The organism is Kytococcus sedentarius (genome assembly GCF_041937525.1).
Lineage (GTDB): Bacteria > Actinomycetota > Actinomycetes > Actinomycetales > Dermatophilaceae > Kytococcus > Kytococcus sedentarius_A.
In genome coordinates, this window is the sequence record NZ_CP169391.1 from 881775 (window position 1) to 907870 (window position 26096).

Genomic DNA, 26096 nt, shown 5'->3' on the forward strand with positions numbered 1-26096 from the left:
GCCCGGTCGCGTGCCGGGGCTCCCTGCCGGACGGGGCTCAGTGGGCGGCGTCGTGCCAGGAGCGTCCGGTGCCGATGCTCACGTCCAGCGGCACGTCCAGGTCCAGCGCGCTGCCCATGGCCTCGCGGACCAGTGCCTCCACGGCCTCGCCCTCGCCGGCGGCGACCTCCAGGACCAGTTCGTCGTGCACCTGCAGCAGCACCCGGCTGCGCAGCCCCTGGGCGTCCAGGGCGTCCTCCACCTTGAGCATGGCGAGCTTCATGACGTCCGCTGCGGACCCCTGGATGGGGGCGTTCAGCGCCATCCGCTCGGCCATCTCCCGGCGCTGGCGATTGGTGCTGCTGAGGTCCGGCAGCGGACGGCGACGCCCCAGCATCGTCTCGGTGTGACCGACCTTGCGTGCCTCGTCCACGACCGCCCGCAGGTAGTCCCGCACGCCGCCGAAGCGAGCGAAGTACTCGTCCATGAGGGCCGAGGCCTCCGCCGGGGTGATGCCCAGCTGCTTGGACAGGCCGAAGGAGGACAGCCCGTAGGCCAGGCCGTAGGACATCGCCTTGACCTTGGCCCGCATCTCGGCCGTGACCTCCCCGGGCTCCACCTGGAAGACCTTGGACCCCACGTAGTTGTGGAGGTCCTCCCCCGCCCGGAAGGCCTCGATGAGGCCCTCGTCGCCCGAGAGGTGGGCCATGATCCGCATCTCGATCTGGCTGTAGTCGGCGCTCATGAGGTGGTCGTAGCCCTGCCCCACGACGAACGCCTCGCGGATGCGGCGGCCCGCCTCGGTGCGGATGGGGATGTTCTGCAGGTTGGGGTCCACGCTGCTCAGACGCCCCGTGGCCGCGATGGTCTGCTGGTAGGTCGTGTGGATGCGGCCGTCGTCGTCCACGGCCCTCTGCAGTCCCTGCACGGTGGAGCGCAGCCGGGTGACGTCACGGTGGCGCAGCAGGGCGGCCATGAAGCGCTCGGCGACCGAGCCCTCCTCGGCCTGGGCACCCAGCCACACCAGGGCGTCGGCGTCCGTGGTGTACCCAGTCTTGGTCTTCTTGGTCTTGGGCAGCCCCAGGCGCTCGAAGAGCACCTCCTGCAGCTGCTTGGGCGAGCCGAGGTTCACCGTGTCGTCCTCGATGGCCGCGTGGGCGTCCGCCGCCGCCTGGGCCACCTGGTCGGCGAACTCGCCCTCCAGGGCCGCGAGGCGCTCGGAGTCCACCGCGATGCCGCGCGCCTCCATGGTCACCAACCGGCGTGCCAACGGCAGCTCCAGGTCCCGGGCCAGCCCCGACGCCTCGATGCCGTCCACGTCCTCGGCCAGGACCGGCGCCAGCTCGCGCACGGCCACCGCACGCAGGGCTGCGTTGCGGGCCGCCGTGGTCAGGCCGTCGATGGCGCCCTCCACCTCGCTGGCGTCGAAGAGGGCCGCCGGTGCATCGGCGTCCTCCGCCGTGGGCAGCTCCCGCTGCAGGTGGCGCAGGCACAGGTCCGCCAGGTCGTAGGAGCGCTGGTCCGGGCGCACCAGGTAGGCCGCCAGGGCCGTGTCCACGGACACCGCGTCGAGCCTCAAGCCGAGGACCCCCAGGCCGTGCATGAGGCGCTTCACGTCGTGCACCACCAGGCGGTCGACACCCTGCGCCAGCAGCTCGGCCAACGCGGCCTCGTCCTGCGGCGTGCGCCCCGCCAGCTCGAACCAGCCCGTGGCGCCCTCTCCGGCCAGCGCGATGCCGGTGGGCTCGGTGCGGTGGCGGCCGGCCACCGAGGTCGGCGCAGGGAACACGGCCTCCAGTCCCAGCACCTGGTCGCGGCGGTCGGCGAGCCAGCCGGCCAGACCGCCGGCAGGAATGGCCTCGGCGTCGACCTCGAGCGACTCGGTGGTCTCGGCTCCCTCGGTGCCCAGGTACTCGAACATGCGGTCGCGCAGCACCCTGAACTCCAGGGCGTCGAAGACCTCGTGCACCTTCTCGCGGTCGAAGGTCTCCCAGCCCGCATCCTGCACCGTCAGCGGCAGCTCCACGTCGGTGACCAGCTGGTTGAGCCGGCGGTTGCGCAGCACCTGGTCGAGGTGGTCGCGGAAGCTCTGCCCCGCCTTGCCCTTGATGGCGTCGGCGTGGTCCACCACCCCGCCCAGGTCTCCGTACAGCCCCAGCCACTTGGCGGCCGTCTTGGGACCCACCCCGGGCACACCGGGCAGGTTGTCGGCGCTCTCCCCCACCAGGGCCGCGAGGTCCGAGTAGCGCTCGGGCCGCACGCCGTACTTCTCCTGGACCGCATCGGGCGTCATCCGTGCCAGGTCGGAGACGCCCTTGCGCGGGTAGAGCACAGTCACCTGCTCGTCCACCAGCTGCAGCGCGTCCCGGTCACCCGAGCAGATCAACACCTCCATGCCCTCGCGGCGGCCGGTCGTGGTGAGGGTGGCGATGACGTCATCGGCCTCGAAGCCCTCCTTGCTCACGTGAGCGATCCCCATCGCGTCGAGCACCTCCTGCACCAGCGAGATCTGCCCGGCGAACTCGTCCGGGGTCTTGGCCCGCCCGGCCTTGTACTCGGCGTACTCCTCCGTGCGGAAGGTCTGCCGCGACAGGTCGAAGGCCACCGCCACGTGGGTGGGTTGCTCGTCGCGCAGCACATTGATGAGCATGGAGGTGAACCCGTACACCGCGTTCGTGTGCTGGCCGGTGGCCGTGGAGAAGTTCTCCGCGGGCAGGGCGAAGAAGGCGCGGTAGGCGAGCGAGTGTCCGTCGAGCAGCAGCAGGCGAGTCACGCATGGCAGCCTAAGCCTCGACACCGACAGCCGACGAAGGAGCAACCGTGAGCGAGCCCACCCCCTGCCCCCGTGAGCCCCACCCCCAGGGGGAGCAGACCGCGGCAGACGCGGCCGACCAGGAGATGGCCCGCGTGTTCTCCGCAGGGCCGGGGGCCCTGTCGGTACGGATGGGGATCGAGGTCACCGAGGCCACCGTCGACCGGGTGGCGGCCACGATGCCGGTGGAGGGGAACACCCAGCCCTACGGCCTGCTCCACGGTGGGGCGAGCGTGGTGCTGGCCGAGACGGTGGGCTCCATCGCGGCGGCCCTGCACGCCGGTCCAGACCGGGCCGCGGTGGGCGTGGACATCAACGCGACGCACCACCGGGCGGTGCGTGAGGGTTCCGTGCACGCCGTGGCCACCCCGGTGCACCGTGGCCGCACGACGGCCACCTACGAGATCATCATCACCGACGATGCGGGCAAGCGCGTCTGCAGCTCGCGGCTCACCTGCTCGCTGCTGAACAACCCCCGGGCCTGACGGGCCTCAGCCCGAGGCCGCGCCCATCTGCTCGATGACGGCGCGCGCCACCTCCCGCATCGACAACCGCCGGTCCATGGCCGTCTTCTGCAGCCACCGGAAGGCCTGCGTCTCGTCGATGCCCAGCTGCTTCTGCAGCAGGCCCTTGGCGCGGTCCACGTCCTTGCGTGCCTCGAACCGCTCGGTGAGGTCGGCCACCTCGGACTCCAGGGCGGCAACCTGCTCGAAGCGCGCCCGGGCCACGGCCAGGGCGGGCGCGAGGTCGCTGGGGCCGAAGGGCTTGGTGACGTAGGCGAGCACCCCGGCCTCCGCGGCCCGCGAGACGAGGTCCGCATCGGAGAAGGCGGTGAGGAGCACTACCGGGCAGACGGAGTCCCTCCCCAGCTCCTCGGCGGCGGTGATGCCGTCCAGCACGGGCATCTTCACGTCCATGACCACCAGCTCGGGACGGTGCTCACGGGCGGCCTCCACGGCGGCCCGACCGTCCCCCACCTGCGCCACCACCTCGTGGCCCAGCTCGGTGAGGATCTCCACCAGGTCCAGCCGGATGACCGCCTCGTCCTCCGCCACCACGATCCGCATCGGGCCCTGTCCAATCCTCGGTGGGTGCCCCGTGGGGCCTTGGTGCCGGGAGCGGGACTCGAACCCGCACGCCCTTGCGGGCAGAGCATTTTGAGTGCTCCGTGTCTGCCATTCCACCACCCCGGCGAGCAGCGCGGGCCAGCATACCGGTGGGGCTTCAGTCCTTGCTCAGGGCGTGCACCCGCATCGTGTTGACACTCCCCGGCACCCCGATGGGGGTCCCTGCCACCACCACGACCCGGTCGCCGTCCGCAAAGCGGTCGTCGGCCGCCAGCGCGTGGTCCACCTGCCGGAACATCTCCTCGATGCCGTCGACCTGCGGCACCAGCACCGTCTGGATGCCCCAGGTGAGCGCCAGCTGACGGCGGACGGCCGGATCAGGGGTGAAGGCCAGCAGCGGCTCCGCCGCGCGGGTGCGAGCCAGACGCCGGGCGGAGGAGCCCGTGGTCGTGAAGGCGACGTACGCCGCGGCCCCGATCTCGTGCCCCACCTCCACCGCCGCCCGGGTGACCGCCCCGGTGACGGTCTGCGGGATGTCGGTCAGGCGCCGCATGCGGTGCAGCGCGAGCTCCTCGGTGGAGGTGATGATGCGGGTCATCACCTCCACGCACTCCACCGGGTACTCGCCGATGGAGGTCTCCCCCGAGAGCATCACCGCATCGGCGCCGTCGAGCACCGCGTTGGCGCAGTCGGAGGCCTCGGCGCGGGTGGGGCGCGGGTTGGAGATCATCGACTCCAGGACCTGGGTGGCCACGATGACGGGCTTGGCACGCCGGCGGGCGAGCTCCACCATCGTCTTCTGGGCCACGGGGACGTCCTCCAGCGGCATCTCCACCCCCAGGTCGCCGCGGGCCACCATGATGCCGTCGAAGGCCTCGACGATCTCCTCGAGGTTCTCTAGCGCCTGCGGCTTCTCGATCTTGGCGATCACCGGGATGCGGCGTCCGAACTCGTCCATCACCGCGTGCACGGACTCGACGTCCTGGGCGGTGCGGACGAAGGACAGGGCGATGGCGTCGACCTCCTGGGTCATCGCCCAGCGCAGGTCGTCGGCGTCCTTGTCGCTCAGCGCGGGCACGCTCACGGCCACGCCGGGCAGGTTGATGCCCTTGTGGTCGCTCAGCTCGCCGCCCACCACCACCGTGGTCACCACGTCGGTCTCGGTGACCTCGGTGGCGCGCAGCTCGATGTTGCCGTCGTTGAGCAGCAGGCGGTCACCTTCGCTGACGTCACCGGCCAGACCGGGGTAGGTGGTGCCCACCTCGTCCACCGAGCCGGGGACCTCCCGGGTGGTGATGGTGAAGGTGGCCCCCTCCACCAGCTCCACCGGGCCCTCGGCGAAGGTTCCGGTGCGGATCTTGGGTCCCTGCAGGTCCACCAGCACCGCGATGGCGTGGTCGCTGTTGGCGTCCAGACTGCGCAGCGTGCTGACCAGCCCCTCCTTGTCGGCCTGCGTGCCGTGGGACATGTTGAGCCGGGCGACGTCCATGCCCGCCTCCACGAGCTGCCGCAGGACGGCGTCGTCGGTGGTGGCGGGGCCGAGGGTGCAGACGATCTTGGCGCGACGCATGGTGGGTGCCTTTCGTGGACCGGGCACGGAGCGCAGGTCGCGGGAGCAGCCGGTCAGCGGGGCGTCGACCCCACCGGTTCGGCCACCTCCGTGCGGTGACTCGGCGCGCCCTTGCGCCTCGCCCGCCAGTATAGGAAGGCGCCGAGGAGGAAGACCACCAGCGAGACCCACACGTTGATCCGCTGGCCCAGGAAGGTGTTGGCCTCGTCGGTCCGCATCATCTCGATGAAGAAGCGCCCCAGCGTGTAGAGCATCAGGTAGAGCGCTGCCACCTGGCCGGCGGCGAGCTCCTTCAACCGGTCCAGCGCCAGGATCAGCAGACCGGCGGCGACGCACCACAGCGCCTCGTAGAGGAAGGTGGGGTGGAAGGTGCCCAGCACGATGGGGTCACCCGCCTCGTCGAGGCGGGCGCGGCCCGCGGACTGGTTCCACGCGTGGATGGTCAGCCCCCAGGGCAGGTCCGTCGGCCCGCCGTAGAGCTCGTTGTTGAACCAGTTGCCAAGCCGGCCCAGGGCCTGCGCGAACAGCAACCCGGGGGCCACCGCATCGGCGAACGAGGCGAACGACCACCCCCGGCTGCGGCACGCGAGCCAGGCCCCCACCGCACCCAGGGCGACCGCGCCCCAGATGCCCAGGCCCCCCTCCCAGATGTACAGGGCGCGCACCGGGTCACCACCCTCACCGAAGTAGGCCTCCGGTGACGTGATGACGTGGTACAGCCGGCCGCCGACCAGGCCCAGCGGCAGGGCCCACAGCGCGATGTCCAGGACGTCGTCCGCGGTGCCCCCGCGTCGCTCCCAGCGACGGATGGTCAACCACAGGGCCACGCCCACGCCGGCGAGGATGCACAGGGCGTAGGCGCGGACCGGGAGGGGCCCCAGCCACCACACCGACTGGGTGGGGCTGGGGATCGCTGCGGGCAGGGTCACGAGGCGCTGGGGCTCGCGTCGGCCTTCTTCGGGGCGCCGGCGGAGTCGAGCTCCTCGAGGAAGGCCTCCTCGTTGCTCAGCTCCATGCGCTGGCCGTTGAGGTAGATGGTCGGCGTGGACTGCACGCCCATCTCGTTGGCAGCGGCGTTGGTCGCCTTGGCGTACTCGCGGTAGGTGCCGTCCTGGACACACTGCTCGAAGGTGGACAGGGCGTCACCCTCCAGACCGATCTCCTTGCCGTAGCCCTTCAGGTCGTCATCGCTCCACCCGGAGCCGTCCTCCTTCTGGTTGGCGAAGACCTGGTCCTTGAACTCCACGTACTTGTCCTGGTCGGCCGCACAGAAGGCCGCGCTGGTCGCACGCTCGGAGTGGTCCACCATGTCGCGGTCCATGAAGGTCATCGGGAAGTAGGTGGCCTGGATCTTGCCGTCCTGGGCACGCTGCTTGATGTCGTCGCCCAGCATCTCCTCGAAGGTCTTGCAGTGCGGGCACTGGAAGTCCTCGAAGACGATCAGCTCCGGGCCACCGGCCTTGCCGGTCACGACGCCCGCCGGCTCGGCCTCCATGCCGTTCGGCACCGCCATGTGCTCGCCACCGGTGTCGTCACCCTCGGACTCGTCGCCACCGGCCTCGGAGGAGGAGTTGGAGGTGTCGTCGGTGGGCTCGTCCTCGTCACCCTGGCCGAAGAGCCAGATGCCCAGCACCACCAGGGCACCGACGACCAGGGCGGCGATGAGGGCGATGAGCGCCTTGCTCACGCCACCTCCGCCACCGGGGGCACCGGAGGGGCGGTGGGCGCCGCTGGGGCGCGGGCTGTTGTCCACGGGCATGGTTCTCTCCTGATCAGTGGTCGAGGGCGCGGGCGATGTCCTGCACCAGTGCCGTCATGCGCGGGAAAGTAGGCGTGGAACCTGACTTTCCGCTGGGAGCCGATGGTTCCACGGTCTCGGGGGCTGCGGGGGCAGCAGGGTCCGCGGGGGCTGCACTGCCGAGATCGACCCCGGTGTCCCGGGCCAGGGCGGTCACGACGGCCGAGCCGACGATCACCCCATCGGCGAAGGCTGCCACCTGGCGGGCCTGCTCGCCTGAGGACACGCCCAACCCCAGGCCCACGGGGAGGTCCGTCGTGGCACGCACCCGGGCGACCACCTCGGCGGCCACGTCGGAGACCGACGTCCGGGCGCCGGTCACCCCCATCGTGCTGGCGGCGTAGACGAACCCGCTGGAGGCGGCGGTGATCACCGCGGTGCGCTCGGGCGTGGTGCTGGGGGCCACCAGGTGGACGGTGCACAGGTCGTGGTCGCGGGCGGCGGCGTGCCAGGAGCCGGCGGCCTCCGGGGGCAGGTCGGGCAGGATCACACCCGCCGCGCCGGCGCCGGCCAGGTCGGCGGCCAGCGCCTCGACGCCGTGGGCGAGCAGGGGGTTCCAGTAGCTCATCACCACCGGCACGCCGCCGGCTGCCGCCACGGCCCGGGCGCACTCGAAGGCGTCTGCCACTCCCGCGCCCTGCTCGAGGGCGCGGTCGGCGGCGTTCTGGATGACCGGGCCGTCCATCACCGGGTCGGTGTAGGGGATGCCGATCTCGATGACGTCCGCACCGGCGCGCACCGCCTCCACCATCGCCGAGCGGGAGGTCTCGACGTCCGGGAAGCCGACCGGCAGGTAGACGACCAGGGCCGAGCGGCCCTCGGCGGCCACCTGCGCGAAGCGGGACTCCAGTGCGTTGCTCATGACTCGACTCCCTGGGCCGTGCTGTCGTCGGTGTCCTCGTCGCCGGTGGGCTGCGCCCGCCCCTGCTCGTCCACCAGACCGAACCAGCGCGCAGCGGTGTCCACGTCCTTGTCGCCCCTGCCGGACAGGTTCACCAGCACCAGGCCGTCCGTGCCCAGGCGGCGCGCCTCGGTGAGCGCACCCGCCACCGCGTGGGCGGACTCGATGGCGGGAATGATCCCCTCGGTGCGGCACAGCAAACGGAAGGCGTCCATGGCCTCGCTGTCCGTGACCGGCACGTAGCGGGCCCGGCCGGTGGTGTGCAGGTGGCTGTGCTCGGGGCCGACGCTGGGGTAGTCCAGGCCCGCACTGACCGAGTGCGTCTCCAGCGTCTGACCGCCCTCGTCCTGCAGCACGTAGGTGGCTGCGCCGTGCAGCACCCCGGGGCGCCCGGAGGCGAAGCGGGCGGCGTGACGCCCGGACTCCACGCCCTCTCCTCCGGCCTCACATCCGACGAGCTCCACCGACGGGTCGTCCAGGAAACCCGAGAACAGGCCGATGGCGTTGGACCCGCCACCCACGCAGGCGACGGCCACGTCGGGCAGCCGGCCGGTGGCGGCGAGCACCTGCTCACGCGCCTCGCTGCCGATCACCTCGTGGAAGCGGCGCACCATCGAGGGGAAGGGGTGGGGGCCGGTGACCGTCCCCAGCACGTAGTGGGTGTCCTCGACGCTGGCCACCCAGTCGCGCATGGCCTCGTTGATCGCGTCCTTGAGCGTGGCCGACCCGTGCTCCACGGCCACCACCTCGGCGCCCAGCAGCTGCATGCGGGCCACGTTGAGGGCCTGGCGGCGCGTGTCGACCGCACCCATGTAGACGGTGCACTCCATGCCCATGAGGGCCGCCGCAGTGGCGGTGGCCACGCCGTGCTGACCGGCCCCGGTCTCCGCGATGACGCGACGCTTGCCCATGCGCTCGGCCAGCAGCACCTGTCCCAGGACGTTGTTGATCTTGTGCGAGCCGGTGTGGTTGAGGTCCTCGCGCTTCAGGAAGATGCGCGCGCCGCCCACGTGCTCGGAGAGGCGCGTGGCCTCGGTGAGGGGGCTGGGGCGACCCGTGTAGGTCGCGTGCAGACCGGCCAGGCGCTCGGTGAACTCGGGGTCGGCCAGCGCGCGGGTGAACTCGGCGTCGAGCTCCACCAGGGCCGCCGTGAGCGCCTCGGGCACATAGGCGCCGCCGAAGTCGCCGAACTGGGGGCTGAACAGATCGGTCATGCCGAGGCACCTCCGGGGGTGTGGGGGGATGCTGCGGGGGCGCCGGCCGCCACCAGGGCCGACGCGGCGGCACGGGGGTCGTCCGCAGTCACCAGGGCCTCGCCCACCAGCACGGCGCGGGCACCGGCAGCGACCGCGGTGCCCACGTCCTGCGGGGTGCGGATGCCGGACTCGCTGACGGCCACCACGTCGGCCGGCACCTGCGGCACGATCCGCGCAGGGGTGGCGGGATCCACCTCGAGCGTCTTCAGGTTGCGGCTGTTCACGCCGATGATGCGGCTGCCCACGGTGACGGCCCGCTCGAGCTCCTGCTCGTCGTGCACCTCCACCAGTGCCTCCATGCCCAGCTCGTGGGTGAGCGCCAGGAGGTCGGCCAGCTCGGCGTCACCCAGGGCCGCCACGATGAGGAGCACCAGGTCCGCGCCGGCCGCCCGGCCCTCGCGAACCTGGTACTCCCCCACCACGAAGTCCTTGCGCAGCACCGGCAGGTCCACCGCGCCGCGCACGGCCACCAGATCGGCCAGCGAACCGCCGAAGCGGCGGCGCTCGGTGAGCACCGAGACGGCCGCGGCACCGGCCCGCTCGTAGTCGCGGGCGAGATCGGCCGGCTCACCGATGCTGGCCAGCGCCCCCTTGCTGGGGCTCTCGCGCTTGATCTCGGCGATGAGGGACGCGCCCGGCGCCCGCAGCGTCTCCAGCACGGGGCGCGGCGGTGCCACCTCCACCGACCCGAGGGCCGACTGCGGCACGGCACGCTCCCGCTCGGAGACGTCTTCGCGGACCCCCTCGAGGATCGCGTCCAGGACCGTGCGGGTCACTGGTGGGATGCGCCGCCGTAGCCCAGCTTCACGCCGATCGGCCAGGCCAGGGCACCGATGGCCGAGAGCGCCACACCGATCCACATGATGACGTCCTGGTCGAGCACGATCCCCAGGGTCCAGACGATGGAGCCGATGATCATGATGGTGACGCCGACCCACGCGGCCACGCTGTGACCGTGGTCCTCGTGCACCTCCTCCGGCTCGGGGAGGCGGGCCTGGTGCTGCGTGGCGTGGGGGGCGGTGTTCGCCTGGCTCATGGTGTTCCTCTCGGGCGGTACGACGTCGGTGCGGTCAGTATCTCAGGTCGGGTCCTCGCCCCGGCTGAGGCTGTCCCACAGTGGTTCGTCGGCCGGTTCACGAGCCCCCTCGCGGTCGTAGCGGGAACCCAGGCCCTGCCAGCGGGCCAGCAGGACGGCCACCCCGGTGAGGGCCAGCAGCACACCCGCGGCGGCGGTGGCCCAGGGCGCCCAGGTGGCCTGGGCCTGGGCCTGCACGGAGCTGGCGTCGGCCAGTCCCCAGGCCTCCGCGGCGGCCTGCGCCACCGGGGAGGCGGGGTCCTGGACCACCAGGAGCGCACCGGCCACCACCGCGATGCCGGAGAGCACGACCACCACCCCGGCCACCCGGCGGGCGACGGGCCCCAGGAAGGCGGCCACCAGCAGTCCGGCGGCCGCCGTCAGCAGGGCCGGGCGCACCATCGAGGTGGCCTCGGGACCACTCAGGTCGAGGCGGGTGCCCCCGCCCAGTCCACCCTGTGGCGTCCCGGACACCCACGTGGTGGTGAGCAGCACCCCGGCCACGGCACACAGGGCGAGCCCGCCCAGCACGGTCATCGGCTTGGAGGTCATGCCACATCCTCTCGCTGTGCCACCCACGAGGCGTGCAGCCCCTGGTAGGTGGGGCTGGTGCGCAGCACCTCGAGGTGGTGGCCCACCGCATCCACCCGCCCGGAGTCCATGACCACCACCACGTCGGCGTTCTCGGCCGTGGACAGGCGGTGGGCGATGGCCACCGAGGTGCGCCCCTGGGTGAGCTTCTCCAGCGCGCGCTGGACGCGCACCTCGGTGCCCGGGTCGACGGCGGAGGTCGCCTCATCGAGCACCAGCAGGTCCGGGTCTGCCAGCCGGGCGCGCAGGAGGGCCACGAGCTGGCGCTCCCCGGCCGACAGGGACTCCCCGCGCTGGCCGACGGGCGTGTCGAGGCCGTGCGGCATGGTGTCCACCCAGCTGCGCAGGTCGAGCTCGTCGATGGCCCGGTCCAGGTCCTCGTCGCTCGCCTCGGGCGCGGCGAAGCGCAGGTTCTCGCCCAGGCTCGTGTCGAACAGGAAGCCCTCCTGGGGCACCAGCACGATGCGGTCGCGCAGGGAGGCGAAGGAGAGCTCGCGCAGGTCCACCCCATCGAGCCGCACCGCGCCCGCCTTGGGGTCCTGCAGGCGGGTCATCAGCTTGGCCACGGTGGTCTTGCCCGAACCCGTCTCCCCCACGATGGCGTGACGGCGCCCGGCCTCGAAGGCCAGGTCCACGTCCTGCAGCACCAGGCCGCTGCGCGGGTAGGCGAAGTCGACCTCGTGGAAGGTGATGCTCGCGGGGCCACGGGGGCTGGTCACGCCGTCCTCGGGATCCGAGACGTCCGCCGGGGTGTCGATGATGCCGATCACCCGTCGCCAGCAGGCCACCGCGTTCTGCAGCTCGTTGAGGATCTCGGTGGCCTGGTTGACCGGGGCGGTGAACAGCTGCACCAGGAACACGAAGGCGACCATCTCGCCCAGACTGATCCACCCGCGGCCCACCAGCAGCGTGCCCACTCCCACGACGGCGGCGACGGCCATGCCGGAGGACATCATGCCCAGCGTGAAGACGCTCACGGTGCGCATCTGGGCGCGCACCGCAGCGCCACGGTGCGCGAGGACGGCCTCGGTCAGGCGCTCCCGCGTGACCTCGTGGCTGCCGTAGGCGCGGATGGTGGAGGCGCCCGCGATGGACTCCGAGATGGCGCTCAGCATGGCCCCGACCCGCTCGCGGACCCGGGCGTAGCCGCGCCCCACGAAGGGCTGGAGCTTGCGGATGCCCAGCAGCATGGGCAGGAAGACCACCCACACGGTCAGTGCCAGCCAGGGGCTGTAGAACACCATCAGCACCGTCACGGCGAGGATCTGCCCCACCGAGAGGATCAGCATGATGCCGCCGAACTGCACGAACTGGCTGATGGTGTCCACGTCGCTGGTGACGCGCGAGACCAGGGCGCCGCGGCGCTCGGTGCTCTGCGTGAGCATGGACAGGTCGTGGATGTGGCGGAAGGCCTTGGTGCGCAGCGTGGCCAGACCGCTCTCCGCCGCCGTGAACAGCCGCACGTTCACGGCGAAGTTGGCGGCCGAGAGCACGATCACCGCAGCCATGGTCACCAGCCCCATGGTGAGCGTGTACCGCGCGTCCGGGCCGCCCTCGCTGAGCAGGCCGTGGTCGGTGGCCTGCTGCACCGCGACCGGGACGGCCAGCTTGCCCAGTGTCGCCAGCGCAGCCAGGAACAGCGTGAGCCCGAACCCCTGGGTGAGCTCCGGGGAGAGCCTGAGCCCGCGCCGCAGCGTGGCGATGGTGCCCGTGTCCGAGATGCCGATGGACGAGCCACCACCCAGGGCAACGGCGCCGGACCCGGCCGCGCTCTCGGGGGTGGTCCTGTCCTTCGTGCGTGCCTGCTGGGTGCTCATGCGTCCTCCCCCTGCGTCGTGGTGCCCCCAGCGGCCTGGCGCTCGGCGTGGTCCGCCGCATAGGCACCCACCACCCGGGCGTACCCCGGCACCGAGGCCATCAGCTCGGCATGGCTTCCGGTGGCGGCGATGCGGCCGTCCTCCAGGTAGGCCACACGGTCGGCCAGGGCGATCGTCGCCATCCGGTAGGCCACCACGAGCACGGTCATGCCGGCGCGCCCGTCGCGCAGCCGGGTGAGGATCGCCCGCTCCACCGAGGGGTCCACGGCGCTGGTCGCGTCGTCGAGCACCAGGAAGCGGGGCCGGCGGATGATGGCCCGCGCCAGGGCGATGCGCTGCCGCTGGCCGCCGGAGAGCGAGCCACCCCGCTCCCCCACCGGCTGGTCGAGACCCTCGGCGAGCTCCCGCACGAAGCCGTCGGCGCGGGCCACCTCCAGTGCGGCCCACACGTCATCGTCCGAGAAGGACTCGTCGCCCAGGGTGACGTTGAAGCGCACCGTGTCGTCGAACATGAAGGCCGTCTGCTCCACCAGCGCGGCCGCCTGCACCAGAGACTCCGGGGCGATCTCGGCCAGGTCGATCCCGTCGTAGCGGATGTGCCCCCCGGTGGGCTCCAGCAGACCCAGGGTCAGTGACGCCAGGGTGGACTTGCCCGAGCCGGTGGACCCCACCACCGCCACCGTCTCGCCAGCGGGCACGTCAAGGTTCACGCCGCGCAGGGTGGGGGCGTCCGGCGCGTCCTCGTGGGCGTGCGTGAGGTCGCGGATCTGCACGTCCAGGCCCCCCTCGCCCGTCAGGCGGCGGGTCCCGGTGCCCGGGCCACCGGGCGCGGTGAGCACCGCCTGCACGCGGCGCCACCCGACGGCCGATGCGGGCGCCTCCGAGAGCGTCCAGCCCAGGGCGCGCACCGGCATCGCCATCATCGTGAAGAGATAGGCCACCTCCACCACGTCACCGGTGGTGACCTCGCCGTGGACGGCGCGCCAGGTGCCCACCACGAGGACGCTCAGGGTGCCGATCTGCGGGAGTGCCTCGATGAGGGGGTCGAACAGCCCGCGGACGCGCCCCATCGAGATGGCGGCGTCGCGCAGCTCGCCGGCGCTGCGGCCGAAGCGGTGGGTCTCGGCGTCCTCACGCCCCATCGACTTCACGACCAGCCCCGCCTCGAAGCTCTCGTGCGCCACCCGCGAGACCTCGCTGCGCAGCTCCTGCGTGAGCTGGGCCCGCGGGGCCATGACGCGCTGGTACCAGAGGTTCAGCACCGCCAGCACGGGGAAGACCACACCGGCCACGGCGGCCAGCACCGGGTCCACCAGGTAGATGGAGACCCCCGCGAAGAAGAGCAGGAAGAGCACCCCGATGAACATGGGCAGCGGCATGAAGATGCGCCAGGTGGTCTCCACGTCCGCGTTCGCGTTGCTGAGCAGCTGCCCGCCCGGGTGGCGCTTGTGCCAGGAGAGCGGCAGGCGCAGGTAGGCGTTCGTGACCAGGCGGCGGTAGGTGGCGCCCAGGCGGAAGGCGACCATGCCCGCGGCGAGGCGACGCACCAGCATCGAGGCTGCCTGCAGCAGGTAGGCCGCCAGGACGACGACGAAGCCCCACAGGGCCGTGCGCAGGCCCACGTCGTCCGACAGGGCTGCTGGTTCCACGATCGTCTCCACCGCCCATCCGATGGCCCGGGCCACCGCCACGATGGAGGCGGCCCACACCACGGAACCGAGCACGGCGATGGTGAAGTAGCCCGGCTCGCGCCGGATGCCCTGCCAGACGACCTTCAGGGCCTCGAGGGTGGAGACCTGCTCGTCGAGGAGGTCGGCCGAGGCGGAGGCCTTCGGGGCATGGGGCGGCACGGACCCTCCTGGGTGGTCGTCGACGGGTGGAGGTTCAGGTTCTCACGTCGGCAGTCCGGGCGCGCGCGGGTGGTCCCCGTGGGTGCCCCTGGAGCGGGCAGCCACCGGTTGCACCTGACAGGATGGGGCCATGTCTCCTGCTTCCGCGTCCCGTCCCCAGCAGCCGACCGACCACCGCGAGCCGACCCCGACCCGCACGGAGACCCGCCCCGGGTCCGACTCCGGGGGCCCGGCCCGGCTCCTGCAGGCCGAGCGCGAAGCGCTCGTGGCCTCCTTCCGGGCCGCCGGCCCCGACGCCCCGACGCTCTGCGAGGGGTGGACCACCCGGGACCTGGCAGCCCACATGGTGGCCCGGGAGTCCCGCCCCGACGTGCTCCCCGGCATCGGCCTGCCCGGCACCCCGGCCGAGGGGCACACCGAGAAGGTGCAGGGCCAGTACGCCGGCAAGGACTGGGGCACCCTGTTGGCCCGGTTCTCCCGCGGGCCGGCGCCCTGGATGCCCTTCGCACTGCCTGTCGTGGGCCCGGCCGTCAACCTCGGGGAGTACGTCGTGCACCACGAGGACGTCCGCCGCGCGGTCCCGGGGTGGACGGTGCGTCGCGACGACGAGCTCCAGCACGCGGTCTGGCGCATGCTGACCCGTGCCGGTGGGCTCACGCACCGCAAGTCGCCCGTGGGGGTCGTGCTGGTGGCCCCCGGCATCGGACGGACCGCCGCCAAGCGGCCCCCGGAGGGGCGGGGCACCGTGGTGCTGACCGGCGAGCCGGTGGAGCTCCTCCTCTTCTCCTTCGGTCGCGAGTCCGTCGCGCAGGTGGAGCTGTCCGGCGACCCGGCGGACGTCGACGCCCTGCGCTCCCACCGGCGGGCGATGTGAGCCGGTGAGCAGGACCGGCCTCGAGGGGGTCTGGGACGCCGTCGGCCGGCGCGTGGCCGACGGCGGCCTCGTCGTGATCGCGGTGGACGGGCGCTCGGGCTCGGGCAAGACGCACTTCGCGCAGCGCCTGCGGACGCATGCGTCCGCTGAGCTGGGCGTCGGCATCGGCGAGGTGGGTCTGGTGGCGGTCGAGGAGCTCTACGCCGGGTGGTCCGGGCTGACGGCTGCCCCGGCGCTGCTGGACTGGTGCGTCCTGTCCCCCCTGCGTTCCGGGGCATCGCGGGTCACCTGGCCCCGCTGGGACTGGGCCGCCGGTCGCTACGGCTCCACCGGGAGCCTCGAGCGCCCCCGCACGGGGCTGCTCGTCGTCGAGGGCGTCGGGTCGAGCGCTCCCCCGGCGCGGGACGGCGTGGACCACGTCGTGTGGATGGAGGCCCCGGCCCCTGCGCGGCGGCAGGCCGTCCGACGCCGCGAGTCCGAGCTGCTCGGCCGGGACGGCACCGACTCGTGGTGGCCGGGGTGGGCCGCAGCCGAGGACCAGCTGCTGGCCGAGCACCCCCCGGTGTGGGACCAGCTGGTCACGGGAGCGGTGTCGTGAGCGCCCACCGTCCCACGCAACGCACCACGACCGGCAGCATCCGGGTGCAGAACGACTCCGCCCGCGAGCTGCGGGCCTTCGAGCGTGCCAAGCGCTGGTCCGCCTCGGAGGCCCGCGAGAGCCGAGACCGTCTCAAGCAGCGGATCTTCCCCATGCTGCAGGCCTCCATCGGAGCCGGCATCAGCTGGTACGTCGCCCGGGAGCTGTTCGGTCACGAGGCCCCGATCTTCGCCGGCGTGGTGGCCGTGGTCTGCCTGGGCATGAACTTCGGCAACCGCCTGACGCGGGCGGTGGAGATCACGGCCGGGGCCGCCACCGGCATCCTCACCGGCGAGCTCATCGTGCACTTCCTGGGCACCGGCGCCTGGCAGACCGCCCTCATCGCGCTGCTGGCGATGGTGATCGCGACCTTCGCGGGCGCGGGGAGCCTGCTGACCATCCAGGCGGGCGTCCAGGGGGTGGTGGTCGCGACGGCGACGATCCTGCCCGGCGGCGCGCTCTCGCGCTGGATCGATGCGGTGATCGGCGGCCTGGTGGCCATCGCGATCGCCATGGTCACCCCCACCTCTCCGCTGCGCAAACCCCGCCGCATGGCTCGCCGGCTCACCCAGGAGGTGGCCCGGCTGTTCGACCGCACCGCGCACGGACTCTCGGAGCGCAACGAGCAGATCGTGGGTGAGGCCCTGCGCGACGCCCGCTTCACCGACCACCTGCTCGGCGAGCTGCGCAGCCAGGTGGAGGAGGGCGCCGCCATCGCGCGGACCGTCCCGTGGCAGTGGCGCAAGCGCACCGACCTGCGGGGACTGGACCGGCAGCTCACGGCCTTCGACCGCCTGCTGCGCAACGCCCGCGTCCTGGTGCGTCGTGCGGACGTGGCCATCCTGGAGGGCGAGCCCGTCCCGTCCAGCTACGTGGATCTCGTGGCGGAGGCCGCCGACATCGCCTCCGACCTGGCCAAGGCGCTGGACGACCCCCAGGCCCTCGGAGCGGTACGGCGACAGCTGGGCGAACTGGCGGAGCTGACCAATCACCGCGCGCACCAGCCGTCCCTGAGCGCCGAGGTGATCCGGGCGCAGGTGCGCTCGGCCATCGTGGACATGTACATGGTCACCGGACTCTCCTACGGCGAGGCCCGCGTCCGTGTGCCCTCGCGGTACCACGAGGTGCAGTCCTCCGAGGACGGCTGACCGTCCGTCCCCCGCGCCGTGACCTCAGCGTCGCAGCGCCTCCACGATGCCGGCCAGCCGGCTCGCCTCGGCGCGCGAGGCATCGCCGTCCGCGGCCTGGATGGCCATCACGGCCAGATCCTCCTGCCCGTGGGTGCGCTGCAGGCGGACCCACGGGTCTCCCGGGCTGAAGACCACGCCACGCACCTCGTTCCACTCGACCCGCTGCGTGGTGAACAGGTTGCGCACCGTCATGCCCTGCCGGTCCGGCACCGCGCGGATGGCGGCATAGCGCCACAGGAAGGCCGCGAGCCCGGCGCCGCCCAGGACCGTCATGAGCCGGTCGGGGGTGCCCCAGTTCTCCGCCACGACGGCGATGAGCACGAACAGCAGGAACAGCACCAGCGCCGACCCGATGGCCACCCACCGGCCGCGGCGCGGGCGGAAGGGACGCAGGGCCTCGCTCTGCTCCGGGCGGCTCATCGCCCGGCCGCCTCGGCCGCGCGGGAGCGCAGATCGGTGACGGCCGCGGCCACGTCCTCGGCCCCGAACACCGCGGAGCCGGCCACGAACACGTCCGCCCCGGCCCGAGCGCTCTGGGTGATGGTCTCCGCGTTCACGCCACCGTCCACCTGGATGGCGACGTCCAGGCCCGACGCCCCGACCGCCTGTCGCACCTCCCGCACCACCTCGAGCTGGACGGCCATGAACGACTGGCCCCCGAAGCCGGGTTCGACGGTCATGACCAGCACCATGTCGAGCTCGGTCAGCAGGTCGGCGTAGTCCGCGAAGGGCGTGCCCGGCTTCAGTGCCATCGCGGCCCGCGAGCCGGCGGAGCGGATGTCCCGCGCCAGCTGCCGCGGGTTCTGGCTGGCCTCCACGTGGAAGGTCACCGAGTGGGCTCCGGTCTCGGCGTACTGCGGACCCCAGCGGTCCACGTCGCTGATCATCAGGTGCAGGTCCAGCGGGATGGGGGTGATCTCCTGCAGCGCCTCCACCACCGGCATGCCGATGGTGAGGTTGGGCACGAAGTGGTTGTCCATCACGTCGACGTGCGCGGCGTCCGCGGTGGCGATGCGGGAGAGCTCGTCCCCCAGTCGGGTGAAGTCGCTGGCGAGGATGCTGGGGTGCAGGGCGACCGGGCGGCTCATGCGTTCTCCTGGGGGGTACGGCGCAGCAGCGCGATGTACATGGCGTCGGTGCCGTGGACGTGCGGCCACAGCTGCACGGACGTGGCGCGCGCCCCGCGGGCACCCTCCACGCCGTCGAGCTCCGCCGATGCGGTGGCCGGGGCCACCTCACGGAGAACGGGGGCCACCTCCACGAGCTCGGCGTCGTCGCGCCGTGCGATCACGTCGTCGACGACCACCGAGGTCTCCGCCGGGTGCGGCGAACAGGTCACGTACGCCACCACTCCCCCGGGACGCACCGCATCGAGTGCGGCGTGGAGCAGGGAGCGCTGGGTGGGCGCGAGCGACGCCAGGTCCGCCGGCTGCCGACGCCATCGCGCCTCCGGGCGGCGCCGCAGCGCTCCCAGACCGGTGCACGGGACGTCCACCAGCACACGGTCGAAGGCACCCGGCCGCTGGGCGGCGAGCTCCGCGCCGTCGCCGACCGTCACCTCCGCAGCCGGCGCCGCGCCCTCGGGCAGGTCGGCGGGAGCCAGCGTGCGTCGCACCAGCTCGGCCCGGTGCGGGTGCAGCTCGTTGGCCACGATGCGGGCACCCTGCTGGTGCGCAGTCGCCGCCAGCAGGGCGGCCTTGCCTCCCGGGCCCGCGCACAGGTCCAGCCAGAGCCCGGTGTCCTGCCCCTGGGTGGGCGCACCGGCCAGGGCGAGGGCGGCCAGCTGCGAGCCCTCGTCCTGCACCCCCGCGCGGCCCTCCTCGACGGCGGGGACAGCGGCCGGCGCCCCTTCGACGAGGGTGGCGGCGGTGGGGGCCCAGCGGCCCTCCTCGACCGCCTCGTGCTCCACCAGCTCGGCGACGTCCACCCACCCGGGGCGGGCCACCAGGGACACCAGCGCCGCGGTGTTGTGCGACTCCAGCAGGGCCTCCACCTCGTCGGTCGGGCGGCCGCGGTCCACCAGCCCGGCCATGAGGGCACGCACCACCCAGGAGGGGTGGGAGTGGCGGGCGGCCAGCAGCTCGGGGCCCTGCAGCCCCTCGGTGACCTCGGCCACCCAGGTGTCGCGGTCCTTCTCGGTCATGCGGTGCATGGCGGCGTTCACCAGCTTGGCCGGGCCGGCGCCGTTCGCCCAGCGGGCCAGGGCCACGGTCTGGTCGGCGGCGGCGTGGGCGGGCACCCGCATCGAGAGGGCCTGGTGGGCGCCGAGGCGCAGCGTGCGGAGCAGCTCGGGATCGAGCGTCTCCACGTCGCGGCCCGTGGCGCGGGCGATCACCAGGTCGTACAGGCCCTGCTGACGGACGGTGCCGAAGGCCAGCTCGGTGGCGAAGGCAGCGTCACGCCCACTGAGCCGGAAACGGCGCAGCACGTGCGGCAGCTCCAGGTTGGCGTAGGCGCCCTCGTCCACGGCGGCCAGCAGGTGCCAGGCGGCCGTGCGGGCTCCATCGCCACGGCGGGCGCGCTGGCGCGGCGCCTGGCTGCTGCGTCCGCGGCGGGGGTTGCGTGCGTCCTGCGTGTCCCGGGCGTCAGCCACCGAGCACCTCCTGGTCGTCGAATCGGGCCCCACGGGCCCATGCGTCTGCGTCCATCGCCTGCTTGCCCGGGGGTTGCACCCGCAGCAGGCGGACCGGGTCGGTGGCCGTCCCGGTGAGCACCTGCCCCTCGTGCACGCGCAGGTGCCCCGGGGCGAGCTCCGGCAGGTCGTTCCCTGTGGCCTCCCGGGCACCCGACCCACCGGCCGGGTCGACCTGCGCGGCCTGCAGCACCTTGAGCCGGTCGCCGCGGAAGGTCGTCCACGCGCCGGGTGCCGGCGAGGCGCCGGCCACCCGGCGGACCACGGCGAAGGCCGGCTGCGTGAAGTCGAGCCGCACCTCCTCCACGGTGAGCTTGGGCGCGCGGGAGACCCCGTCGGTGGACTGCGGCACCGGGACCACCGCCCCGGAGACCAGCCCGTGCAGGCTCTCGGTCAGCAGCGGTGCCCCCGCCACCCCGAGGCGCTCCAGCAGGTCACCGGCGGTGTCCGCCGGCCGGACCGTCTCGGTGAGCGTGCCCAGGACCGGGCCGGTGTCCATGCCCTGCGTCAACACGAAGGTGGTGGCCCCGGTCACGTCGTCCCCGGCCATCAGGGCGCGCTGCACGGGCGCGGCACCGCGCCACGCGGGCAGGATGCTGAAGTGCAGGTTCACCCACCCGTGGGCTGGCACCTCCAGCACGCTCGGCGGCAGCAGTGCGCCGTAGGCCACGATCGCCCCCACGTCCGGGGCCAGCTCCCGCAGGGCGGCCAGCGGCTCGTCCTCCCACGGTCGATCGCTCTCGATGACGGGCAGCCCCGCCTCCAGTGCGCGCGCCTTCACCGGGCTGGGTCGCACCTTGCGTCCGCGTCCCACCCGGGCGTCGGGGCGTGTGAGCACCCCCACCACCTCGTGGCGGGCCTCCTCCTCGGGCGACCGCGCACCCTCGAGCAGGTGCTCCAGGGAGGGCAGGGCGGTCTCGGGGGTCCCAGCAAAAACGATGCGCACGAGGGGCAAGTCTACGGAGCCAACCATTCCTCGGGGTCCACGGTCATCAGCAGCTCGCCCCGGGCCTTGCGGGCCGAGCGGTGGGCCCGCAGCGCATGGACGGTGCGGCCCAGCTCCGCCGCGTGCTCCCAGGTGGTGCGCACCCACGCCTGCGCCGCCTGCTCCAGGGGCAGCTCCCACCGGCTGGGCAGCGCCGCGGCACCCACGGGCACCACGCCCACCACCTCGCTGGCGGGCAGCGCTGCCGAGAGCTCCACCATGGCGGCCTCCACGTCCCGCCGGTGGCCCACCAGGTGCACCAGCGCCACCGCTGGCGGCAGCTGGGCCGCGCGCCGCTCGGTCAGCACCTGCCGGGCGAACCACGCGGGGTCACGGCGCAGGAAGCCCTCCACGGCATCGATCCCGGCGTGGGCCGGCAGCCCGCACAGCACGATGCCCGGGCCCTCGGGGCGCACCTGGGCGGTGCCACCGGTCCACCGGCGCAGCGCCTCCGAGGCCGCATCGGACAGCGGCAGCTCGAGGGTCACCGCCCCGTCCAGCACCAGCGCGGCCGCGTAGCCGGCCACCGCGTGCGGCTCCACACCCGGCGTGGCGATCACCAGTGCCGGGTCCCGGCCCACCTCGGCCACCCGGGAGGCCGCCGTGGAGGTCACCACCGGCACCCCCGGGAAGGCCCGGCCCAGGTCGTGTGCTGTGCGGTCGGTTCCGGGCGCAGCGGGGCGCCAGCGCCGCCCACCGCACTGCCCGCAGGTCCAGTGGGTCGGCTCCTGACCGCAGGTGCTGCACCGCGGCCCGGTGTCGGCGGAGGTCTGCGCAAGCCGCCCCGGACAGGCGGGGCACTCGGCCGCCGCACCGCAGTCCTGACAGCGCACCGAGCCCGAGTACCCCGTCCGGGGCACCTGCACCAGCACCGGTCCGTGCTCCAGTGCCCGCTTGGCCGCCGTCCACGCCGCGGTGGGGATGCGGGCCAGGCGGGCTCCGGCATCGCGCGCCTCGTCCTGCCCCTCACCGGCCACGTGGACCCGCGCCGCGGCGGAGCGCACGGACCCGGCGTGGGCAGCGAGATCGGCCATGAACCCCGACTCCACCCAGTGCTGCAGGCGGGCGCTGCGCACGTGCCCGCCGGCCACCAGCGCCGCCCCCTCCGTCCGGGCCCGCGCCGCAGCCACCTCGCGGGTGTGCGGATGTGGGGTGCGCGGCTCGCGCCACGAGTCGTCCCCGTCGTCCCACCAGGCCACGAGCCCCAGGTCCCGCACGGGCGCGAAGGCCGCCGAGCGGGTGCCCACCACCAGCCGCTGGTGCCCCTGGAGCACCTCGACCCACCGCCCGTACCGGGCGCGGGGCCCCTGCGATGCGGTGAGGGGCGCCAGCGCGGCCAGCACCGGTTCGGGGCGGGTCCCCGCCACGGCCATCACCCGCTCCACGTCGGCCTCGTCCGGCACCAGCAGCAGTGCCCCCCGGCCCGAGGCGGCGGCGGCGACCGCGAGATCCAGCAGGCCGTGCGCCCAGTGGGCCGCCGGATCCCCACCATCGGGGGCGGCCACCCAGGAGGCCGCGGGGTGCTCCCCGGCCGCGATGCGGGCCAGCAGGGCCGCGGCGGCGGCCACCCCGCGCCAGGCGGGGCTCGGGCGGGGCGCCTCCGCCCCCTCGGGCTCGACGGGCGGCGCGGGCTGCTCCAGGACGGCCTTCTCCTGGCCTGCGTGGCGCGCCGGGATCGCGAGCCGCACGACGTCCGAGACGGTGCCCCCGTAATGGGTGGCCACGGCCACGCAGGTGGCATGCAGTGCCGGGGTCAACACCGGCAGCGGCGAGACCACCGACCGCAGCGGGCTGAGCTGGCCGGGGTGGTCGCTCTCGGCCAGGCGCTCGGTGATCCAGCCCTCCTCGGTGCGGCCTGCCAACGGCACCGTGACGCGCACCCCGGGCACGGCCTGCGCGTCCAGGTCCGCGGGGACCACGTAGTCGAAGGGGCGGTCCAGGTGGGGCAGCGTCCCGGACACCAGCACGCGGGCCACCGGGTGCTCGGCGGCCAGCTCGCCCACCCCGGGAGGGGCGGAACGCGACACGCTCAGCCCCGGGACCGGGAGCTGCCCCTCGTCCACCGCGTCCCTCAGGCGCGCGCCAGGCGCTGCAGCGCCTCCACCCGGTTGGTCCTCTCCCACGGGAAGCTGCCGGCCACCCCGGTGGAGGTGGCGCGCCCGAAGTGACCGTAGGCGGCCGCGGGGTGGTAGATGGGGCGCTTGAGGTCCAGCGCGTCCACGATGGCGGCCGGGCGCAGGTCGAAGACCCCGTCGATGGCCGCCTCGATCCTCTCCACGGGCACCGTGTTCGTACCGAAGGTCTCCACGTACAGACCCACCGGGTGCGCCGAGCCGATGGCGTAGGCCACCTGCAGCTCGCACCGCGTGGCCAGGCCGGCGGCCACCACGTTCTTGGCCACCCAGCGCATGGCGTACGCGCCGGAGCGGTCCACCTTGGAGGGGTCCTTGCCGGAGAAGGCGCCGCCGCCGTGGCGGGCCATGCCCCCGTAGGTGTCGACGATGATCTTGCGACCGGTGAGCCCCGCGTCGCCCATGGGGCCGCCGATGGTGAAGATCCCGGTGGGGTTGATGAGGGTGCGTGCGCCCTCGGTCTCGAGCTCCACGCCGGACTCGGCCAGGTGCTCCAGCACCGGGTCGATGACGTGCTCGCGCAGGTCGGGTGCCAACACCTGGTCCAGCGGCACCCCGTCCTCGTGCTGGGAGGAGATGACCACGGTGTCCAGCCGGGCGGGCCGGTCACCGTCGTACTCGATGGTCACCTGGGTCTTCCCGTCGGGGCGCAGGTAGTCCACGATCCCCTCGTGCCGCACCTGGCTGAGCCGCTTGCTGAGGCGGTGCGCCAGCGAGATGGGCAGCGGCATGAGCTCGGGGGTGTCATCACAGGCGTAGCCGAACATCAGCCCCTGGTCGCCGGCGCCCTGCCGGTCGTACTTCTCCCCCGCCCCCTCCCGGGCCTCGTAGGAGTCGTCCACCCCGGCCGCGATGTCGGTGCTCTGGTCGCCGATGCTGACCTCGACCCCGCAGGTGCGGCCGTCGAAACCCTTGTCGGAGCTGTCGTAGCCGATGCTGATGATCGTGTCGCGCACGATGCGGGGGATCTCCACGTACCCGCTCGTCCGCACCTCCCCGGCCACGTGCACCAGGCCGGTGGTCACCATGGTCTCCACGGCCACCCGGGCGTCCGGGTCCTGCCGGAGCATCTCGTCCAGGATCGCATCGCTGATCTGGTCGCAGATCTTGTCGGGGTGTCCCTCGGTGACGGACTCGGACGAGAAGAGACGTGCCATGGGTGCTCCTTGTGCAGCGGCTGCTGTCTGACGGGTGCGTCGGGATGACGCGGCCGACAGCCTAGACCCCGCCGGCGACAACCTCGGCGACGGTCAGCCGAGCAAGGGGGTCACCGCATCGCACAGGGCCCGGGCGGCCTCGTCCTTGCTGGTGGGGCCCACGGTCACCGGCTCTCCCCCGGGGGTCAGCAGGTGCACGGTGGTGTCCTCCTGGCCGAAGGTCTTGTCCACCCCCACCTCGTTGGCCACGAGCAGGTCCACGCCCTTGCGCTGCAGCTTGGCCTGGGCGTGCTCCAGCACCGAGCCCGCATCGTCCCCCGTCTCGGCCGCGAAGCCGACGACCACCGGTCGACCAGCAGTTCCTGCCGGGTGCTCCTCGTCCCGCCGGGCCACGGCACCGGCGAGGATGTCCGGGGTCCGCTCCAGCTCCAGCACCATGCCGCCGGTGTCCCCGGTCTTCTTCAGCTTGCTCTGGGCGATCTCGGCGGGCCGGTAGTCGGCCACGGCCGCAGCCATCACCAGCAGGTCGGCGCCGGCCTCGGAGAACTCGTGCGCAACGGCGGCCTCGAGCTCCGCGGCACTGACGGCCTCCACCACGCGCACACCGTCCGGCGCCGGCACCTCCACCGCCGCCTGCAGGAGGGTCACCTCGGCGCCCAGGTCACGGGCCGCACGGGCGACGGCCATGCCCATCCGCCCCGAGGATCGGTTGCCCAGGAAGCGCACCGGGTCGAGGGCCTCCCGGGTGCCGCCGGTGGACACCACCACGCGCCGCCCGGCCCAGGGGCGCTCCCCCGCATCGGCACCCTCGACAGCACCCTCCACGCGCGCCATGGCCGCGGCGTGGATCACCTCGGGGTCGGGCAGGCGGCCGGGGCCGGTGTCGGTGCCGGTCAGGCGTCCGGAAGCGGGCTCGATGACGTGCACCCCCCGCGCGCGCAGGGTCTCCACGTTGGCCTGCGTGGCGGGGTTCAGCCACATCTCGGTGTGCATCGCCGGCGCCATCACCACCGGACAGGTGGCGGTCAGCAGGGTGGTCGTCAGCAGGTCGTCGGCCATGCCGGCCGCCACCCGCGCCATCAGGTCGGCCGTGGCCGGGGCCACCACCACCAGGTCGGCCTCCTGGCCCACCCGCACGTGCTGCACCGAGGGGACGTCACTGAAGACGTCGTGCGCCACGGGGTGCCCGCTGAGGGCCTCCCAGGTGGGGGCTCCGACGAAGCGCAGTGCCGCCGCCGTGGGCAGCACCCGCACCTCGTGACCGGCCTCGGTGAACAGCCGGCAGAGGCTGGCCGCCTTGTAGGCGGCGATGCCTCCGGAGACCCCCAGGACGACGCGCATCAGGACTCGTTCGCGCCCTCGGCCTCGGACTCCCCGGCGGCGGGCTCGTCCTCGATGTCCTCCATGACGTCCACCGTCTCGGCGGACGCCACCTCATCGGACCCCTGCGCGGCCGGGGTGATCTCCTCCGGCTCGTCGACGGCCATGCCGGGGGTGGCCACCTCGGGCACGTCCGTGCCCACGGTGCGCACCAGCTTGTCGGCGTTGATCTCCTTCAGCGCGATCGACAGGGGCTTGTCGGAGGACTCCGCCTCCACCAGCGGACCCACGTACTCCAGCAGGCCCTCCTTCAGCTGGGCGTAGTAGGCATTGATCTGGCGGGCACGCCTGGCCGAGTAGATGACCAAGGCGTACTTGGAGTCGACGTGCTGGAGCAGGTCGTCGATGGGCGGGTTGGTCACGCCGATGGGGGCGGCCTTGGTGCCGGACATG

General features: G+C 73.3%; 24 protein-coding genes and 1 tRNA gene. 4 read left to right on the forward strand and 21 right to left on the reverse strand.

Annotated features, from left to right (window positions below; translation table 11 throughout):
* Positions 1-37 precede the first annotated feature (37 nt).
* Positions 38-2752, reverse strand: coding sequence for a DNA polymerase I (gene polA / locus ACEY2A_RS04105; protein ID WP_374929604.1), 2715 nt, complete (start codon positions 2750-2752; stop codon positions 38-40).
* Between the two features lie 47 nt (positions 2753-2799).
* Here polA and ACEY2A_RS04110 point away from each other — a divergent pair, with 47 nt between their 5' ends.
* Positions 2800-3276: a PaaI family thioesterase gene (locus tag ACEY2A_RS04110; protein WP_374929605.1), complete on the forward strand. Its 477-nt coding sequence runs from the start codon at positions 2800-2802 to the stop codon at positions 3274-3276.
* A gap of 6 nt (positions 3277-3282) precedes the next feature.
* Here ACEY2A_RS04110 and ACEY2A_RS04115 read toward each other — a convergent pair whose 3' ends face one another.
* The 12 genes from ACEY2A_RS04115 to ACEY2A_RS04170 form a co-directional block, all read right to left on the reverse strand.
* Positions 3283-3858: an ANTAR domain-containing response regulator gene (locus ACEY2A_RS04115; RefSeq protein WP_374929606.1), complete on the reverse strand. Its 576-nt coding sequence runs from the start codon at positions 3856-3858 to the stop codon at positions 3283-3285.
* Between the two features lie 40 nt (positions 3859-3898).
* Positions 3899-3984 (reverse strand) — tRNA-Leu (locus tag ACEY2A_RS04120).
* 31 nt (positions 3985-4015) lie between these two features.
* On the reverse strand, positions 4016-5428 hold the full coding sequence (pyk, locus tag ACEY2A_RS04125; protein ID WP_374929607.1) for a pyruvate kinase: 1413 nt from the start codon (positions 5426-5428) through the stop codon (positions 4016-4018).
* Between the two features lie 53 nt (positions 5429-5481).
* Positions 5482-6357 (reverse strand): prolipoprotein diacylglyceryl transferase, encoded by an 876-nt coding sequence (gene lgt / locus ACEY2A_RS04130; protein WP_374929608.1) that lies wholly within the window; start codon positions 6355-6357, stop codon positions 5482-5484.
* Entirely contained in the window at positions 6354-7187 is an 834-nt protein-coding gene (locus ACEY2A_RS04135) for a DsbA family protein (RefSeq protein ID WP_374929609.1), read from the reverse strand. Before ACEY2A_RS04135 ends, lgt begins: the two co-directional genes overlap by 4 nt.
* Before the next feature lie 13 nt (positions 7188-7200).
* Positions 7201-8088, reverse strand: a complete 888-nt coding sequence (gene trpA / locus ACEY2A_RS04140; RefSeq protein ID WP_374929610.1) for a tryptophan synthase subunit alpha — start codon at positions 8086-8088, stop codon at positions 7201-7203.
* Complete coding sequence (gene trpB, locus ACEY2A_RS04145) at positions 8085-9341, reverse strand: tryptophan synthase subunit beta (RefSeq protein ID WP_374929611.1); 1257 nt, start codon at positions 9339-9341, stop codon at positions 8085-8087. Before trpB ends, trpA begins: the two co-directional genes overlap by 4 nt.
* Complete coding sequence (gene trpC, locus ACEY2A_RS04150; protein ID WP_374929612.1) at positions 9338-10159, reverse strand: indole-3-glycerol phosphate synthase TrpC; 822 nt, start codon at positions 10157-10159, stop codon at positions 9338-9340. Before trpC ends, trpB begins: the two co-directional genes overlap by 4 nt.
* Positions 10156-10419 carry an HGxxPAAW family protein gene (locus ACEY2A_RS04155; RefSeq protein ID WP_374929613.1) on the reverse strand — a complete coding sequence of 88 codons (264 nt, stop codon included), beginning with the start codon at positions 10417-10419 and terminating at the stop codon, positions 10156-10158. Before ACEY2A_RS04155 ends, trpC begins: the two co-directional genes overlap by 4 nt.
* Before the next feature lie 42 nt (positions 10420-10461).
* Positions 10462-11010 carry a Trp biosynthesis-associated membrane protein gene (locus tag ACEY2A_RS04160; RefSeq protein WP_374929614.1) on the reverse strand — a complete coding sequence of 183 codons (549 nt, stop codon included), beginning with the start codon at positions 11008-11010 and terminating at the stop codon, positions 10462-10464.
* A complete protein-coding gene (locus ACEY2A_RS04165; protein ID WP_374929615.1) occupies positions 11007-12866 on the reverse strand; it encodes an ABC transporter ATP-binding protein in 1860 nt (619 codons plus the stop codon). The genes ACEY2A_RS04160 and ACEY2A_RS04165 overlap by 4 nt, the downstream gene beginning before the upstream one ends.
* Complete coding sequence (locus ACEY2A_RS04170) at positions 12863-14716, reverse strand: ABC transporter ATP-binding protein (RefSeq protein WP_374929616.1); 1854 nt, start codon at positions 14714-14716, stop codon at positions 12863-12865. Before ACEY2A_RS04170 ends, ACEY2A_RS04165 begins: the two co-directional genes overlap by 4 nt.
* Positions 14717-14846: 130 nt before the next feature.
* Between ACEY2A_RS04170 and ACEY2A_RS04175 the strand changes: the two genes are divergently transcribed.
* Genes ACEY2A_RS04175 through ACEY2A_RS04185 form a run of 3 tightly spaced genes read left to right on the forward strand, consistent with a single transcriptional unit; the run spans position 14847 to position 17375 of the window.
* The gene (locus ACEY2A_RS04175; RefSeq protein WP_374929617.1) at positions 14847-15590 is read left to right on the forward strand and encodes a TIGR03085 family metal-binding protein; all 744 of its coding nucleotides are present in this window, start codon (positions 14847-14849) and stop codon (positions 15588-15590) included.
* Positions 15591-15594: 4 nt separating this feature from the next.
* Entirely contained in the window at positions 15595-16188 is a 594-nt protein-coding gene (locus tag ACEY2A_RS04180; RefSeq protein ID WP_374929618.1) for a hypothetical protein, read from the forward strand.
* Positions 16185-17375, forward strand: coding sequence for an aromatic acid exporter family protein (locus ACEY2A_RS04185; RefSeq protein WP_374929619.1), 1191 nt, complete (start codon positions 16185-16187; stop codon positions 17373-17375). Before ACEY2A_RS04180 ends, ACEY2A_RS04185 begins: the two co-directional genes overlap by 4 nt.
* A 24-nt stretch (positions 17376-17399) precedes the next feature.
* Here ACEY2A_RS04185 and ACEY2A_RS04190 read toward each other — a convergent pair whose 3' ends face one another.
* From ACEY2A_RS04190 to rpoZ, 8 genes are all read right to left on the reverse strand, one after another.
* Complete coding sequence (locus ACEY2A_RS04190) at positions 17400-17837, reverse strand: PH domain-containing protein (RefSeq protein ID WP_374929620.1); 438 nt, start codon at positions 17835-17837, stop codon at positions 17400-17402.
* The gene (gene rpe, locus ACEY2A_RS04195) at positions 17834-18505 is read right to left on the reverse strand and encodes a ribulose-phosphate 3-epimerase (protein ID WP_374929621.1); all 672 of its coding nucleotides are present in this window, start codon (positions 18503-18505) and stop codon (positions 17834-17836) included. Before rpe ends, ACEY2A_RS04190 begins: the two co-directional genes overlap by 4 nt.
* A complete protein-coding gene (locus ACEY2A_RS04200) occupies positions 18502-20010 on the reverse strand; it encodes an RsmB/NOP family class I SAM-dependent RNA methyltransferase (protein WP_374929622.1) in 1509 nt (502 codons plus the stop codon). The genes rpe and ACEY2A_RS04200 overlap by 4 nt, the downstream gene beginning before the upstream one ends.
* Positions 20003-20995 (reverse strand): methionyl-tRNA formyltransferase, encoded by a 993-nt coding sequence (gene fmt / locus ACEY2A_RS04205; RefSeq protein ID WP_374929623.1) that lies wholly within the window; start codon positions 20993-20995, stop codon positions 20003-20005. Before fmt ends, ACEY2A_RS04200 begins: the two co-directional genes overlap by 8 nt.
* Positions 20996-21006: 11 nt before the next feature.
* Entirely contained in the window at positions 21007-23061 is a 2055-nt protein-coding gene (locus ACEY2A_RS04210; protein ID WP_374929624.1) for a primosome assembly protein PriA, read from the reverse strand.
* 44 nt (positions 23062-23105) lie between these two features.
* Positions 23106-24323 carry a methionine adenosyltransferase gene (gene metK / locus ACEY2A_RS04215; protein ID WP_374929625.1) on the reverse strand — a complete coding sequence of 406 codons (1218 nt, stop codon included), beginning with the start codon at positions 24321-24323 and terminating at the stop codon, positions 23106-23108.
* A 93-nt stretch (positions 24324-24416) separates the two neighbouring features.
* Positions 24417-25664, reverse strand: a complete 1248-nt coding sequence (coaBC, locus tag ACEY2A_RS04220) for a bifunctional phosphopantothenoylcysteine decarboxylase/phosphopantothenate--cysteine ligase CoaBC (RefSeq protein WP_374929626.1) — start codon at positions 25662-25664, stop codon at positions 24417-24419.
* Positions 25664-26095 (reverse strand): DNA-directed RNA polymerase subunit omega, encoded by a 432-nt coding sequence (rpoZ, locus tag ACEY2A_RS04225; protein WP_374929627.1) that lies wholly within the window; start codon positions 26093-26095, stop codon positions 25664-25666. The genes coaBC and rpoZ overlap by 1 nt, the downstream gene beginning before the upstream one ends.
* Between the last annotated feature and the right edge of the window lies 1 nt (position 26096).

What these genes read in the sequence shown, in the direction of transcription:
- ACEY2A_RS04115 (WP_374929606.1), bottom strand. Translation starts at nt 3,858, where the DNA reads ATGCGGATCGTGGTGGCGGAGGACGAGGCGGTCATCCGGCTGGACCTG.
- pyk (WP_374929607.1), bottom strand. Translation starts at nt 5,428, where the DNA reads ATGCGTCGCGCCAAGATCGTCTGCACCCTCGGCCCCGCCACCACCGAC.
- ACEY2A_RS04135 (WP_374929609.1), bottom strand. Translation starts at nt 7,187, where the DNA reads ATGCCCGTGGACAACAGCCCGCGCCCCAGCGGCGCCCACCGCCCCTCC.
- trpA (WP_374929610.1), bottom strand. Translation starts at nt 8,088, where the DNA reads ATGAGCAACGCACTGGAGTCCCGCTTCGCGCAGGTGGCCGCCGAGGGC.
- trpB (WP_374929611.1), bottom strand. Translation starts at nt 9,341, where the DNA reads ATGACCGATCTGTTCAGCCCCCAGTTCGGCGACTTCGGCGGCGCCTAT.
- ACEY2A_RS04155 (WP_374929613.1), bottom strand. Translation starts at nt 10,419, where the DNA reads ATGAGCCAGGCGAACACCGCCCCCCACGCCACGCAGCACCAGGCCCGC.
- ACEY2A_RS04160 (WP_374929614.1), bottom strand. Translation starts at nt 11,010, where the DNA reads ATGACCTCCAAGCCGATGACCGTGCTGGGCGGGCTCGCCCTGTGTGCC.
- ACEY2A_RS04165 (WP_374929615.1), bottom strand. Translation starts at nt 12,866, where the DNA reads ATGAGCACCCAGCAGGCACGCACGAAGGACAGGACCACCCCCGAGAGC.
- ACEY2A_RS04175 (WP_374929617.1), top strand. Translation starts at nt 14,847, where the DNA reads ATGTCTCCTGCTTCCGCGTCCCGTCCCCAGCAGCCGACCGACCACCGC.
- ACEY2A_RS04190 (WP_374929620.1), bottom strand. Translation starts at nt 17,837, where the DNA reads ATGAGCCGCCCGGAGCAGAGCGAGGCCCTGCGTCCCTTCCGCCCGCGC.
- rpe (WP_374929621.1), bottom strand. Translation starts at nt 18,505, where the DNA reads ATGAGCCGCCCGGTCGCCCTGCACCCCAGCATCCTCGCCAGCGACTTC.
- metK (WP_374929625.1), bottom strand. Translation starts at nt 24,323, where the DNA reads ATGGCACGTCTCTTCTCGTCCGAGTCCGTCACCGAGGGACACCCCGAC.
- coaBC (WP_374929626.1), bottom strand. Translation starts at nt 25,664, where the DNA reads ATGCGCGTCGTCCTGGGGGTCTCCGGAGGCATCGCCGCCTACAAGGCG.
- rpoZ (WP_374929627.1), bottom strand. Translation starts at nt 26,095, where the DNA reads ATGTCCGGCACCAAGGCCGCCCCCATCGGCGTGACCAACCCGCCCATC.